A 13336-nucleotide genomic window follows, 5' to 3' on the forward strand; every position below is an offset into this window, starting at 1 on the left:
TGGAAAGACGTTCAGGCCCACTCGCCCTTGCGCATCACCGGCACCCGGCGCCCGTCCTCATGCACGCCGTCTATGTCCACCTGGCCGGAGCCGATCATCCAGTCGATATGGATGAGGCTCTTGTTGCCGCCGCGCGCGGCGACTTCGTCGGGGCTCAGGCTGGCACCGTCGACGAAGCACTTGGAATAGCACTGGCCCAGCGCGATGTGGCACGAGGCGTTCTCGTCGAACAGCGTGTTGTAGAACAGGATGCCGCTGGCCGAGATCGGCGAGGAGTTCGGCACCAGCGCCACTTCGCCGAGCCGGCGCGCGCCCTCGTCGGTGTCGAGCACCTTGGCCAGCACGTCCTCGCCCTTCGAGGCTCTGGCCTCCACGATGCGGCCTTCCTCGAAGCGCACCGAAATGTCGTCGATCAGCGTGCCCTGGTAGGACAGCGGCTTGGTCGAGGAGACGTGGCCCGACACGCGGCGCGCATGGGGGGTGGTGAACACCTCCTCGGTCGGGATGTTGGGATTGCAAACGACACCGTTCTTGGCGGGCGCCGCGCCTCCCATCCATTCGTGCCCGTCGGCCAGCCCCACCGTCAGGTCGGTGCCCGGCCCGGTGAAGTGCAGCGCGTGGAACCGGTGGCCGTTCAGCCATATGGTCCGCTCCTTCAGCGCGGCGTTGTGCGCGGCCCAGGCGCCGATCGGATCGTCGCCGTCCACGCGGCTGGCGGCGAAGATCGCGTCCGCCAGCCTGGCCACTGCGGCGTCGTCGGTCTCGTTCGGGAACACCTGCCTGGCCCAGGCCAGTTCGGGATAGGCGACGATGTTCCAGTTGATGTCGAAATTGGTGATCTTTTCCAGCGCCGGCTGATAGGCGGTGGACATGGCCTTGTTGGCGCGCGCCACCTTGGCCGGGTCCTGCCCCGAAAGCAGGGAGGGATTGTCGCCGCGCACGGCAAGGCGCGCCGCGTTCTGCGAGAACGCCTTGGCCATGCCCTCGTAGAGCCAGCCGGCGGCGCGGTCGAAGGAAGCGTCCGAGCCGTGGCGGAAGCGGGCGAGCGTGATCTCGTCGTCGGAGAAGATCGGCGTCACCAGCCCGGCGCCGGCCTTGTAGGCCTGCTCCACGATCCTGCGCGTCAGCGGCAGCGCCGGGATCGACGAGGTCAGCACCAGATCCTGGCCCGGCTGCAATTGCAGCCCCACCTTGACCACCACCTCGGCCAGCCTGTCGAGCTTCACCGGGTCGATGGAAGCGGAAAAGTCGCGTTCGTGGGTGGTCATGGGCCTGCCTGTTGCGATGCTGATTGACTTTCTCCTTCTACATAGACCCCGCCGGCGCTGCTTTCCACCGTCATCGGCAGGATCGGCGCCTGATCCCGGCGCTGGCACAATCGAAACAGTGCGATCGCGGAAAAACCCGGATTGCCTCGGCAAAGGGGGCTTCTATTGTGCGGTGCAATGAAATCCGCCTCGCCATCCCCGTTTCGTTTCGCCGTCGGCGGCATCGTCGCGATGGCGGTCGCCATGGGCATCGGGCGTTTCGTCTACACCCCGATCCTGCCGGGCATGATGGACGAATTGGGTCTCACCGCGGCCGGCGCCGGCTGGATCGCCTCGGCGAACTATCTCGGCTATCTGGCCGGCGCACTGGCCGCTTCCGGCGGCTGGGCGCACGGGCACGAGCGCATGGTGATGCTGGCCAGCCTTGGCGCCAGCGCCGTGCTTGCCGGCCTGATGGGGGCGACCGACTGGATGCCGGCCTTCCTCGTTATCCGCTTCCTTGCCGGCGTGGCCAGCGCCTTCGTCATGATCTTCCTGTCCAGCATCGTCATGGGCCATATGGCGGCCGTCGGCCGTCCGGGCCTGCAGACGGTGCATTTCACCGGCGTGGGGCTGGGCATCGCCGCCTCGTCGGCGCTCATGGCCGCGCTCGTCACCTATCATTCCGACTGGCGGGCCGGCTGGTTCGTGTCGGCCGCCATCTCCGCGCTGGGCTTCGTGCCGGTCGCCATGCTGATCGATCGGGGGCCGGCCGCGTCGGCCGGACAGGGGAGCGGAACCGGCCGCGAGCCCGCCTTGGCCTGGGGCGCGCCGCTGGTCAAGGTGACCGTCGGCTACGGTCTTTTCGGCATCGGCTACGTCGTCACCGCCACCTTCCTCATCGCCATCGTGCGGCAAGGCGGCGGCGGCCGCGTGTTCGAGGCCATGGTGTGGCTGGCAACCGGCATCGCGGTGTTGCCCTCGCTGTGGCTGTGGCAGGGCTTTGCCCGGCGCGCCGGGCTTGCCGGCGCCTATCTCGCGGCCTGCGTGGCCGAGGCGGCGGGCGTTGCCGCCAGCGTGTCCGTGGGCGGCGCGATCGGGCCGCTGCTGGGCGGCGCGCTGCTGGGACTGACCTTCGTCGCGATCACGGCTCTCGGCCTCCAGGCCGGGCGTCAGCTCGCGCCGCGCTCGCCACGCCGGGTGCTGGCGTTGATGACGGCCTCCTTCGGCGCCGGACAGATCCTGGGCCCGATCGCTGCCGGCATGCTGGCCGAACATTCGGGCAGCTTCGTCCTGCCCTCGCTTGCGGCGGCCATCGTGCTGCTTGCCTCGGGACTGATCGTCTGGTCGGCGAAGCGGTCCGCCTGACGCGGCGGACCGGGCAAGGCGGCCGCAGATGACAACAATGTAATGGACTCCAGCGTGCGCGGACCATTTCTTTGCCGCAAAAACTGTGACTTTATGCCGGGCAATCGCCACCGCCGTGCAACCCGTTTCCGTGCGCGCCAGCAAGGGATAGCCCCGTGTTCGTATCCTTCTTCCCCAAGCCGAAGCTGTTCTTCAGCTCGGCCGTTCTCTGGGCCCTTGTCGGCATCCTGTTCTGGTTCTTCGGCGGCGAGGAACTGGGCGGCGTCTTCGGCCTGCCGCCCGCGCCGGCCAACGCGCCGCCGGTGCTGGGCGTGCCGATGTTCTGGACCGCGCCTTTCCTGTGGTTCTACATCTATTTCGCCGTCATGGTCGGCGCCTTCTACCTGTTCTGGCGCGCCTACGCGAACCATCCCTGGCAGAACTGGTCGATCCTCGGCTCGGCGCTGATCCTGTTCTCCACCTATCTCGGCGTGCAGATGTATGTCGCGATCAACAATTGGCGCGGCCCGTTCTTCGACCTGTTCCAGAAGGCCCTGAACGGCGGTGTCGATCCGAACGAACTCTATTCCATGTTCTGGATCTACGCATGGATCGGGATGTGCGCCATGATGCTGTTCGTCATCACGCGCTTCTTCGTCAGCCACTACATCTTCCGCTGGCGCACGGCGATGAACGACTACTACATCGCCAACTGGGAAAGGCTGCGCCACATCGAAGGCGCCTCGCAGCGCATACAGGAAGACACGATGCGCTTTTCCACCACCATGGAAGGGCTTGGCGTCGCGCTGGTCGATTCGGCCATGACGCTGATCGCCTTCCTGCCCCTGCTGGCGCATCTGTCGGCCCATGTGACCGCTCTTCCGCTGGTCGGGTCGATCCCTTATTCGCTGGTGATCGCCGCGCTCGGCTGGTCGATCTTTGGCACCGCGCTGCTCATGGTGGCCGGCATCAAGCTGCCGGGCCTGGAGTTCAAGAACCAGCGTGTGGAAGCGGCCTACCGCAAGGAACTGGTCTATGGCGAGGACGACGACGCCCGCGCCCAGCCGCCGACCGTGAAGGAGCTGTTCTCCCATGTGCGGCGCAACTATTTCACGCTCTACTTCCACTATGCCTATTTCAACGTCTTCCGCTCCGGCTTCCTGCAGGCCGACGCCATCTTCTCCAGCCTGATCCTCATCCCCACCATCGCGGCCGGCGCCATCACCATGGGCATCTGGCAGCAGATCTCCACGGCCTTCAGCCAGGTGTCCTCCTCCTTCCAGTATCTGGTCAATGCGTGGCCGACGATCGTGGAGCTGCTGTCGATCTACAAGCGCCTGCATGCCTTCGAGGCGACGCTGGAGGGCGAGCCGCTGTCGACCATCGACCGCGAGTTCCACGAAAGCGGCCGCGTGGAGGATTTCGCCTGAGCCGGGCCGGCGGGCCCGGCAGGGAAGGGGCCGTTCGCGCCGAATTTCCCGGCCGCCCCCTTCCATGACGGTGAATTTCCGCTACAAGGCAGGCTCGACAAGGGCCCTTTTGAGGGCGGCAACGGTTTAGAGCATGTCCGACGACAGTTTCATCCGCGAGGTCAATGAAGAGCTTCGCAAGGAGCAGGCAAAGGCGCTGTGGAACCGCTTCGGCCCGGCGCTGGTCGCTGCCGCCGTGCTGGTGGTGCTGGGCACGGCCGCCTATGTCGGCTACCGCTACTGGGACGAGACGCGGGCCAACGCCTCGGGCGACGCCTTCTCGCAGGCGCTGCTTCTGGCCAATGAGGGCAAGGCCGACGAGGCGCTGGCCGCTTTCCAGCAACTGGAAAAGGACGGCTACGGCGCCTATCCGATCCTGGCGCGCATGCGCGCGGCCACGGTCAAGGCCGACAAGGGCGACATAGACGGGGCGGTCAAGGATTTCGACGCCGTCGCCGTGGACAACGCCATCCCGGCCTCGCTGCGCGACATGGCGCGGCTGCGGGCGGGGCTCCTGCTGGTCGACCACGGCTCCTATGCCGATGTCTCTGCCCGTGTGGAGCAGCTCACCGACGACAACAACCCGCTGCGCAGCACCGCGCGCGAAGCGCTCGGCCTCGCCGCCTGGAAGGAAGGCAAGGCGCAGGACGCGCTGAAGCTGTTCGAGCAGATCGCCGCCGACGAAGGCGCGCCCCGCAATGCACGCCAGCGGGCCACGCTGATGGCCGAACTGATCCGCGGCTCCGGCAACGTGAAGCCGGACAGCGGATCGTGACGGGCCATGAGCTTCAAGGTCGCTATCATCGGCCGGCCTAACGTCGGCAAGTCTACGCTTTTCAACCGCCTTGCCGGCCGCAAGCTGGCGCTTGTCGACGATACGCCGGGCGTCACCCGCGACCGCCGCATCCACCCCGCCAAGCTCTACGACCTGACCTTCGACGTCATCGACACGGCCGGCTTCGAGGACGCGCCCGCTTCCAGCCTGCCGGGCCGCATGCGCGCCCAGACCGAGATCGCCATCCAGGAAGCAGACCTGATCTTCTTCCTGATGGACGCCAAGGCCGGGCTGATCCCCGACGACCGCACATTCGCCGAAGTGGTGCGCCGCTCGGCCAAGCCGGTGGTGCTGGTGGCCAACAAGGCCGAGGCGCGCGGCGCGCAGGGCGGCATGCTGGAGGCGTGGGAACTGGGCCTCGGCGAGCCGATCCCGATCTCGGCCGAGCACGGCCAGGGCCTGCCCGATCTGCGCGACGCCGTCATAGACGCGCTGGGCGAAGCGCGCGCCTTCGGCGAGGACGAGGACGCGCATGACGAGATCGCGGCCGACGAGGTGCTGATCGGCGAGGACATCGCCGACCCGGATGCCGAGGAGGCCCCGGCCTATGACGAGACCAAGCCGCTGCGCATCGCGGTGGTGGGGCGGCCCAATGCCGGCAAGTCCACGCTCATCAACGCGCTGATCGGCGAGGAGCGGCTGCTGACCGGCCCGGAAGCCGGCATCACGCGCGATTCCATCTCCGTCGACTGGGACTGGCGCGGGCGCCGGATAAAGCTGTTCGACACCGCCGGCATGCGCCGCAAGGCCAGGGTGCAGGAAAAGCTCGAAAAGCTCTCCGTCGCCGACGGCCTGCGCGCCGTGCGCTTCGCCGAGGTGGTGATCATCATGCTCGACGCCACCATCCCCTTCGAGAAGCAGGACCTGCAGATCGCCGACCTCGTCATCCGCGAGGGCCGCGCGCCGGTGATCGCCTTCAACAAATGGGACCTGATCGACAATCCCCAGCAGCTTCTGGCCGAACTGCGCGAAAAGACCGAGCGGCTTCTGCCGCAGGTGCGCGGCATCCAGGCGGTGCCCGTCTCGGCCGAGACCGGGCGCGGTCTCGACAAGCTCATGGAAGCGGTGGTGCGCACCCACAGGATCTGGAACAGCCGCGTCTCGACCGGCAAGCTCAACCGCTGGCTGGAAGGCATTCTGGCCCACCATCCGCCGCCGGCGGTGGCCGGCCGCCGCCTCAAGGTGCGCTACGTCACCCAGGCCAAGACGCGGCCGCCGGGCTTCGTCGTGTCCTGCTCGCGGCCCGACGCCATGCCGCAATCCTATGTGCGCTATCTGGTCAACAGCCTGCGCGACGCCTTCGACATGCCTGGCGTGCCGATCCGCGTTGCCCTGCGCACCTCCGAAAATCCCTTTGCCGGCCGGGCCCGCAAGAAGGCCTGATCTTTCCGCTTCCGCCCCCCCGCACGCTGCACCGGTAACCGGCCGGTGCCTATGCCTATGGTTAAGATTTCGTTGACGAATCCGGCCCGTAAAGCTCTCCCGAATTAACCCTCCATCAAGGTTAACGCGCCATTGTGATCCGCAAGTGGGGTTCAGTAGCGTCCTGGAGAGTTTCCGTGCATCGACGTCGTCCGAAGCGGCCGAGGGCCGCCGCCGTCCAAGAAAGGCGCTCGCGCCTCGCCCCCCTGCTTCTTGGCCTGGGCATCTGGGTCGGCTTCCCGACCGTTGCCGCCTATCAGGACATGACCAGCCTCGTCTCCGGCCTCGAAGCGCCGACCGCGCGCTGGAACGCCTATGTCGAGAAATCGGTGGCCGGCTCGGTCCATGCGGCCGAGATGCCCTTTGCCGACGGCGACGCCGTCACCGGCTCCATCTCGGGAGCGGGGGTCGAACTGCCCGGCATCGGCGCCGTCGCCTTCATGGGCAAGAGCGGCATGGCCGGCGAGATCCCGGACGAGGACCGCATCACCCGCACCGAGAAGAAGGACCGCATCATCCAGGTCGCTCCGGTGGCGCCGCCGAAGAACTTCTCCGCGGGCTCGATCTTCGAGCGCACCTCCTCGCTGCTGCGCCCGTCCATGGACAGCGACCTGAAGCTTGCCTTCGCCAAGCCCGACATCAAGGGCAAGGAGGTTCAGATCGCCTCCTCCTTCCATCTGCGCGGCACCAAGAAGTCCGAGCCGGGCGTGCCGGCCATGCTGGCCTCGCTGGTCACCAGCGACAAGGCCGACGTGCTGGCCACCGCCTATGCGCCGGCTGCGCCCGACTATGCCAGGACCTCGCCCTTCGAGGCGCTGCTGAAGGACGCCGAGCCCGACGACGGGCGCTTCATCCCGCCCATGGCCAAGGGCGACCACTGGTGGCTGCAGAACCCGCTGCCGGAGAGTACCTTTTCCAAGAAGGAACAGGCCTGCCTGGCCGAGGCCATCTATTTCGAGGCGCGTTCCGAATCGCTGCGCGGCCAGGCGGCGGTCGCCCAGGTCGTGCTCAACCGCGTGCGCAATCCGGCCTATCCCGCTTCGATCTGCGGCGTCGTCTATCAGAACAGCCACTGGCTCAATGCCTGCCAGTTCTCCTTCGCCTGCGACGGCCGCAAGCACCGCGTGACCGAGCCCAAATATTACAAGACCGCGCAGGACATCGCCATGGCCGTCACCGCCGGCAAGATCTTCCTGCCCGAGGTCGGTTCCTCCACCCACTACTACGCCGCCTATGTCAGCCCCGGCTGGGCGCGCTACATGAAGAAGATGACCCGCATCGGCCTGCACATCTTCTACCGCACTTATGGCGGCGGCTGGAGCTGATGATGGCCGTTTCGAGGCGTCCCGAAGGCACGCCGGATTTCCCTCCGGCGGGGGGGATTCCCGTGCCGAATGGCGCCGCATGCGGCGGGCACGATGTCGCACTATATTAAGATGCTGATTTAAAACGACAAAATACTTTCCGGTAAAGCTTGGGCCTCGGCTTGACGCGAAGGGGGGCTCTAACTATGTTGCCCGCGACTTGAAGCGGCGAGCGATGGCGTTCGGGCCGGGCAGGGAGGTTGCGATGGCCAAAGACGGAAGGCCAGCCGGAACCGGAAGCACCGGACCTGCCGGACAGAATGGCGCAAACGCCCGCGACGAGGATCTTGAGCGCCGCCGGCGCGATCTCGAGGCATCGCTTGCTTCGAGGGTACCGGACCGGCTCGAGGAGGAAGATGCAGCGAAGGCCGGGTCTGCCGTCGGGTATGGCCAGGCGTTCAAGCTGTCCAGCGAGTTCATTGCCGGCATCGCGGTCGGTGTGGGACTGGGCTGGGTGGTCGACCGTCTGGCGGGAACGTCGCCCTGGGGGCTGATGATCTTCCTGTTGCTCGGTTTCGGGGCCGGCATCCTGAATGTCCTGCGTTCGGCAGGGCTGATCGGCATGTCGGAGCGGGCGCGCAAGCTGCGCTCCGGCCCGGATAAGTGAATTGAGGCGCCGCGTCGCGGCGATGGACCGATTGAGAGGGCCGGCGGCCCTCAAGGGGATTGAAAAGTGGCTGCTGACAAGGTCGATCCGATCCACCAGTTCCATATCAACACGATCGTGCCGATCCATGTCGGCGGCTACGACCTGTCCTTCACCAATTCCGCGCTGTTCATGGTCGTCGTGGTGGTGCTCGCCTCCGGCTTCCTGATGTTCTCGACGGCGGGGCGGGCGCTGGTGCCGACGCGCATGCAGTCGATTTCGGAGATGACCTACGAATTCGTCGCCTCCATGCTGCGCGACGCGGCCGGCAACCAGGGCATGCGGTTCTTCCCCTTCGTCTTCACGATCTTCATGTTCGTGATGGTGGCCAACCTGCTTGGCCTGTTCCCCTATTTCTTCACGGTCACCAGCCACATCATCGTCACCTTCGCGCTTTCGCTGCTGATCGTCGGCACCGTGGTCGTATACGGCATCGCCAAGCACGGGCTGGGCTTCTTCAAGCTGTTCGTGCCGAGCGGCGTTCCCGTCATCCTCATGCCGCTGGTGGTGTCGATCGAGGTGATCTCGTTCCTGTCGCGGCCCGTCAGCCTCTCCGTCCGTCTTTTCGCCAACATGCTGGCCGGCCACATCACGCTCAAGGTCTTCGCGGGTTTCGTCGTCTCGCTCGGCGCCCTCGGCGCGGTGGGCATTGCCGGCGCGATCCTTCCCCTGGTCATGGCCGTGGCGATTACGGCGCTGGAAGTGCTGGTGGCTGCGCTGCAGGCCTATGTCTTCGCCATCCTCACCTGCATGTATCTCAACGACGCCCTGCATCCGTCGCACTAGAAACCTGCCGGCGGGTTACGCCGGATCGCATCCAAGCCTTCCCGGATTTCAAAGGAGTTGAACAATGGAAGCTGAAGCAGCAAAGTACATCGGCGCCGGCATCGCGTGCCTCGGCATGGGTGGCGCGGGCATTGGCCTCGGCACGATTTTCGGCAACTACCTCTCGGGCGCGCTGCGCAACCCGTCGGCAGCCGACGGCCAGTTCGGCCGCCTGATTTTCGGCTTCGCCGTGACGGAAGCCATGGGCATCTTCTCGCTGCTCATCGCGCTGCTGGCGCTGTTCGGCTGATCTTTCCGGCTGGGGGCCGTGCCGCTTTGCGGCCGGCCTGAACGATAGGAACGACGTGATGTTCGTCACACCTGCCTATGGGCAAGAGGCCGCGCCTGCCACGGGCGCCGGCGCCGAGGGCGCGCAGGCCGGCACGCAAGTGCCAGCCGACGTAGGCCACGAAGGCGGGCTGTTTCCGCCCTTCGATCCGTCGACGTTCCCGTCGCAGATCCTTTGGCTGGCCATCACCTTCGGCCTGTTCTACCTGTTCCTGAAACGGGCGGTTCTGCCGCGTCTGGGCAACATCCTGGAGGTGCGCTCCAGCCGCATCGCTCAGGACCTCGACCAGGCTGCGAAGCTGAAGGGCGAGGCGGACGCCGCGGTTGCCGCCTACGAGCAGGCGCTTGCCGAAGCCAAGGCCAATGCCAACGCCATCGGCCAGCAGGCGCGCGACGCGGCGAAGGCCGAGGCGGAAGCCGCACGCAAGTCGGTCGAGGCCGGACTGGACGAGAAGCTCGCAGAAGCCGAATCGCGCATTGCGCGCATCAAGGCCGATGCGATGAAGGATGTCGGCGCCATCGCCGAGAGCACGGCAACAGCCATCGTCGAACAGCTCGTCGGCAAGGCCGACAAGGCTGCGGTCGCTGCTGCCGTGGCGGCGAATCGCTGAGGAGACCGCCATGGACGCAACCTCCCTCGCAACAGTCTGGGCGACAGTCGCGCTGCTGATCTTCGTCGGCATCATGCTCTACATCAAGGTGCCGGCGATGGTGTCGAAGTCGCTCGACGGGCGCGCCGACCGCATCCGTGGCGAGCTGGACGACGCCCGCCGCCTGCGCGAAGACGCGCAGGCTCTGCTGGCCGACTACCAGAAGAAGCGCAAGGAAGCCGAGCAGGAGGCCGCCGAAATCGTCGAGGCGGCCAAGCGTGAAGCCGCCGCGCTGGCCGAGGAGGCGCACAAGCGCACCGAGGACTATGTCGTGCGCCGCACCGCGCTTGCCGAGCAGAAGATCGGCCAGGCCGAGCGCGAGGCGATCGCCGAGGTTCGCTCCAGCGCCGTGGATCTCGCCGTCGAGGCTGCCCGCCAGGTGCTGGCCGTCAAGGTGGACGCCAAGGGCGGCGCGGAGCTGTTCAAGGCTTCTCTGCAGGAAGTGAAGGCCAAGCTCAACTGAGCCGCCCGATCGCGCATCGCTTCAAGACCTTCAAGGGCCGCCGGCAAAACCGGCGGCCCTTTTCCTTGGCGCGAATGCCTGCGCCGTTCCGGGCGGGTCGGGCGGGATCGCCCGCCAGACCCGGGTGGAGATGGTCCGCTGGGCGGCGGCGGAGCGTCGCCTCATGGGCCTGTACTTACATGCCGAACGCGCTGGCACCGGTGTCGGCACGGCCGGCCATGCGGCGCAGGCCGGCGAAAAGCTCGCGGCCCATGCCGAACTCGTTGACCGCAAGGTCGGCCGTCGCGGTCGGGCGCAGCGCCAGTTCGCCGGCCGGCACCAGCACCTCCAGCGTGCCCGCTTCGGCGTCGAGCCGGATGACGTCGCCGTCGCGCACGCGGCCGATCGGTCCGTCCTCCAGCGCCTCCGGTGTCACATGGATGGCCGCGGGCACCTTGCCCGAGGCGCCCGACATGCGTCCGTCCGTCACCAGCGCCACCCGCTGGCCCCGGTCCTGCAGAATGCCGAGCACAGTGGTCAGCCTGTGCAGTTCGGGCATGCCGTTGGCCTTCGGCCCCTGGAAGCGCACCACGGCGATGAAATCGCCCGTAAGTTCGCCCGCCTTGAAGGCGTCGTTCAGCTCCTGCTGGCCGTGGAACACCTTTGCCGGCGCCTCGACGACGCGGCGCTCGGGTTTCACCGCCGAGGTCTTGATGACGGCATGGCCGAGATTGCCGGCCAGAACCTTCAGCCCACCGCTCGGCTGGAACGCTTTGGCGAATGGGGCGAGGACCTTCTCGTCGCCGCTTTCGGCAGGTGCCGGCTCGCGCAGCACGGAGCCGTCGGCCCCGAGCCTGGCTTCCACCGCATAAGGCCGCAGGCCCTCGCCCCAGACCGTGCGCACGTCCTCGTGCAGCAGCCCGGCGTCGAGCAACTCGCGGATGAGGAAGCCCATGCCGCCGGCGGCGGCGAAATGGTTCACGTCGGCCAGCCCGTTCGGGTAGACCCGCGCCAGCAGCGGCACGGCGTCGGAAAGCTCCGAAATGTCCTGCCAGGTCAGGCGGATGCCGGCGGCGGCCGCCATGGCGATCAGGTGGATGGTGTGGTTGGTGGAGCCGCCGGTGGCGTGCAGGCCGATCACGCCGTTGACGATGGCGCGCTCGTCGATCATGCGCCCGACCGGCGTGTAGGCGTTGCCGAGCGCGGTTATGGCCAGCGCCCGCTTCGCGGCTTCCTTCGTCAGCGCGTCGCGCAGCTTCGTGCCCGGATTGACGAAGGAGGCGCCGGGCAGGTGCAGGCCCATGATCTCCATCAGCATCTGGTTGGAATTGGCGGTGCCGTAGAAGGTGCAGGTGCCGGGCCCGTGATAGGATTTCGACTCCGCTTCCAGAAGCTCGGCGCGGCCGCATTTGCCCTCGGCATAGAGCTGGCGCACCTTCGCCTTCTCGTCGTTGGGAAGTCCCGTCGTCATCGGCCCGGCCGGAACGAACACCGCCGGCAGGTGGCCGAAGGTGAGCGCGGCGATGAAGAGTCCCGGCACGATCTTGTCGCAGACGCCGAGATAGACGGCGGCGTCGAACATGTTGTGCGACAGGCCGATCGCCGTCGCCATGGCGATCACGTCGCGCGAGAACAAGGAAAGTTCCATGCCCGGCTGGCCCTGGGTCACGCCGTCGCACATGGCCGGCACGCCGCCCGCCACCTGGGCGATGCCGCCGGCTTCCTTCGCGGCCTGCTTGATCAGGGCGGGGAAAGTCTCGAAGGGCTGATGCGCCGACAGCATGTCGTTATAGGAGGTGATGATGCCGAGGTTCGGCACCCGGTCGCCACCCAGCGCGGCCTTTTCCGAAGGGCTGCACACGGCAAAGCCGTGGGCGAGATTGCCGCAGGACAGCACGGCCCGGTTGACGCCGCGCGCCGCGGCTGCGTCGAGCCGGCCGAGATAGGCCTCGCGGCCGGCGCGGGAGCGCTCGCGAATGCGGTTGGTGATGGCTTCGATGTCTGATCTGGCAGTCATGGCGGTTGCTCCTTGGAGCCGAAATTCCCGGAACGCCTCCCTTCGCTCCGGCATGGATGTCGTGCGGCGGTCAGGGCGCCCAGAAGACCTCGACGGGCTTCGGGGAGCCCTCGATCACGGCACGGACCGGCTTTTTCGCGCCGGTTCCCGGCGCCTGGCCCATGGCCGCCTCGAAGGAGGCGCGCTTGTCGGCCCCCTCGATATGCAGGGCCAGAAACCCGGCCTCGACGAGGCGTGCCGCCGAAAGGGTGAGCCGCGGCTCGCCGGCGCTCGGCGCATGCACCGGCAGCACGATGCGGTCGGAGGCAGGCTCCAGCAGGGCCTTGAGAGCGTCGGCATCGGGGAAGAAGGAAGCCGTATGGCCGTCCGTGCCCATGCCGAGGATGGCAACGTCCAGCGGCCAGGACAGAAGCTTCATGTCGGCGCTGTCGGCCTGTGCGGCCGCTTCCAGCGTGAGGCTTTCCCGGTAGAGCGGCACGAAGCGGGCGGCGGCCGCTTCGTCCTGCAGCAGGCTTTCGGCCACCAGCGCGGCGTTGGAGCGCGGCGAGGAGGCCGGCACGAAGCGCTCGTCCACCAGGGTTATGACCACCTCGTCCCAGCCCAGTTTCCGGCGCGACAATGTCTGGAACAGCATCTTCGGCGTCGTGCCGCCGGAAACGGCCATCAGCGCCTGCCCGCGCCGTTCGGTCGCGCCGGCCAGTTCGGCGGCGATCCTGCCGGCAAGGGCGGCCGCCAGCGCGCCGCGGTCGGAAAATTCGTTCCAGCGATAGTTCTGTCGGGCCAT

The 13336-nt window shown here is 67.2% G+C and carries 14 protein-coding genes; 10 read left to right on the plus strand and 4 right to left on the minus strand.

Going from position 1 to position 13336, the window contains the following annotated elements; genetic code table 11:
- Nucleotides 1-11: 11 nt before the first annotated feature.
- Both ACTDI4_RS06955 and ACTDI4_RS06960 read right to left on the minus strand, forming a co-directional pair.
- Nucleotides 12-1268: an aminopeptidase gene (locus ACTDI4_RS06955; RefSeq protein WP_442840452.1), complete on the minus strand. Its 1257-nt coding sequence runs from the start codon at nt 1266-1268 to the stop codon at nt 12-14.
- The gene (locus ACTDI4_RS06960; RefSeq protein ID WP_442843440.1) at nt 1265-1519 is read right to left on the minus strand and encodes a hypothetical protein; all 255 of its coding nucleotides are present in this window, start codon (nt 1517-1519) and stop codon (nt 1265-1267) included. Before ACTDI4_RS06960 ends, ACTDI4_RS06955 begins: the two co-directional genes overlap by 4 nt.
- On the opposite strand from ACTDI4_RS06960, the gene ACTDI4_RS06965 reads away from it, so the two are divergent.
- The 10 genes from ACTDI4_RS06965 (at nt 1446) to ACTDI4_RS07010 (ending at nt 10556) form a co-directional block, all read left to right on the plus strand.
- The gene (locus ACTDI4_RS06965) at nt 1446-2615 is read left to right on the plus strand and encodes a YbfB/YjiJ family MFS transporter (RefSeq protein ID WP_442840453.1); all 1170 of its coding nucleotides are present in this window, start codon (nt 1446-1448) and stop codon (nt 2613-2615) included. The two genes, ACTDI4_RS06960 and ACTDI4_RS06965, sit on opposite strands and share 74 nt — an antisense overlap.
- A gap of 155 nt (nt 2616-2770) precedes the next feature.
- Complete coding sequence (gene sbmA / locus ACTDI4_RS06970) at nt 2771-4024, plus strand: peptide antibiotic transporter SbmA (RefSeq protein ID WP_442840454.1); 1254 nt, start codon at nt 2771-2773, stop codon at nt 4022-4024.
- A gap of 133 nt (nt 4025-4157) precedes the next feature.
- The gene (locus ACTDI4_RS06975; protein WP_442840455.1) at nt 4158-4838 is read left to right on the plus strand and encodes a tetratricopeptide repeat protein; all 681 of its coding nucleotides are present in this window, start codon (nt 4158-4160) and stop codon (nt 4836-4838) included.
- A gap of 6 nt (nt 4839-4844) precedes the next feature.
- Nucleotides 4845-6281: a ribosome biogenesis GTPase Der gene (gene der / locus ACTDI4_RS06980; RefSeq protein ID WP_442840456.1), complete on the plus strand. Its 1437-nt coding sequence runs from the start codon at nt 4845-4847 to the stop codon at nt 6279-6281.
- A gap of 176 nt (nt 6282-6457) precedes the next feature.
- Nucleotides 6458-7645 carry a cell wall hydrolase gene (locus ACTDI4_RS06985; protein ID WP_442840457.1) on the plus strand — a complete coding sequence of 396 codons (1188 nt, stop codon included), beginning with the start codon at nt 6458-6460 and terminating at the stop codon, nt 7643-7645.
- 244 nt (nt 7646-7889) lie between these two features.
- Nucleotides 7890-8291 (plus strand): AtpZ/AtpI family protein, encoded by a 402-nt coding sequence (locus ACTDI4_RS06990; RefSeq protein WP_442840458.1) that lies wholly within the window; start codon nt 7890-7892, stop codon nt 8289-8291.
- A gap of 66 nt (nt 8292-8357) precedes the next feature.
- Nucleotides 8358-9116 carry a F0F1 ATP synthase subunit A gene (locus tag ACTDI4_RS06995; protein ID WP_442840459.1) on the plus strand — a complete coding sequence of 253 codons (759 nt, stop codon included), beginning with the start codon at nt 8358-8360 and terminating at the stop codon, nt 9114-9116.
- Between the two features lie 64 nt (nt 9117-9180).
- On the plus strand, nt 9181-9405 hold the full coding sequence (locus tag ACTDI4_RS07000) for a F0F1 ATP synthase subunit C (protein ID WP_442840460.1): 225 nt from the start codon (nt 9181-9183) through the stop codon (nt 9403-9405).
- 58 nt (nt 9406-9463) lie between these two features.
- A complete protein-coding gene (locus ACTDI4_RS07005) occupies nt 9464-10054 on the plus strand; it encodes a F0F1 ATP synthase subunit B (RefSeq protein WP_442840461.1) in 591 nt (196 codons plus the stop codon).
- A 10-nt stretch (nt 10055-10064) separates the two neighbouring features.
- Nucleotides 10065-10556, plus strand: a complete 492-nt coding sequence (locus tag ACTDI4_RS07010) for a F0F1 ATP synthase subunit B (protein ID WP_442840462.1) — start codon at nt 10065-10067, stop codon at nt 10554-10556.
- Nucleotides 10557-10731: 175 nt separating this feature from the next.
- Here the strand turns inward: ACTDI4_RS07010 and edd are convergent, their stop codons facing one another.
- A complete protein-coding gene (gene edd, locus ACTDI4_RS07015; RefSeq protein WP_442840463.1) occupies nt 10732-12552 on the minus strand; it encodes a phosphogluconate dehydratase in 1821 nt (606 codons plus the stop codon).
- A gap of 70 nt (nt 12553-12622) precedes the next feature.
- Nucleotides 12623-13336 carry a 6-phosphogluconolactonase gene (pgl, locus tag ACTDI4_RS07020; protein ID WP_442840464.1) on the minus strand — a complete coding sequence of 238 codons (714 nt, stop codon included), beginning with the start codon at nt 13334-13336 and terminating at the stop codon, nt 12623-12625.

It is taken from the genome of Mesorhizobium sp. PUT5 (genome assembly GCF_052216645.1).
Taxonomy (GTDB): Bacteria; Pseudomonadota; Alphaproteobacteria; order Rhizobiales; family Rhizobiaceae; genus Mesorhizobium.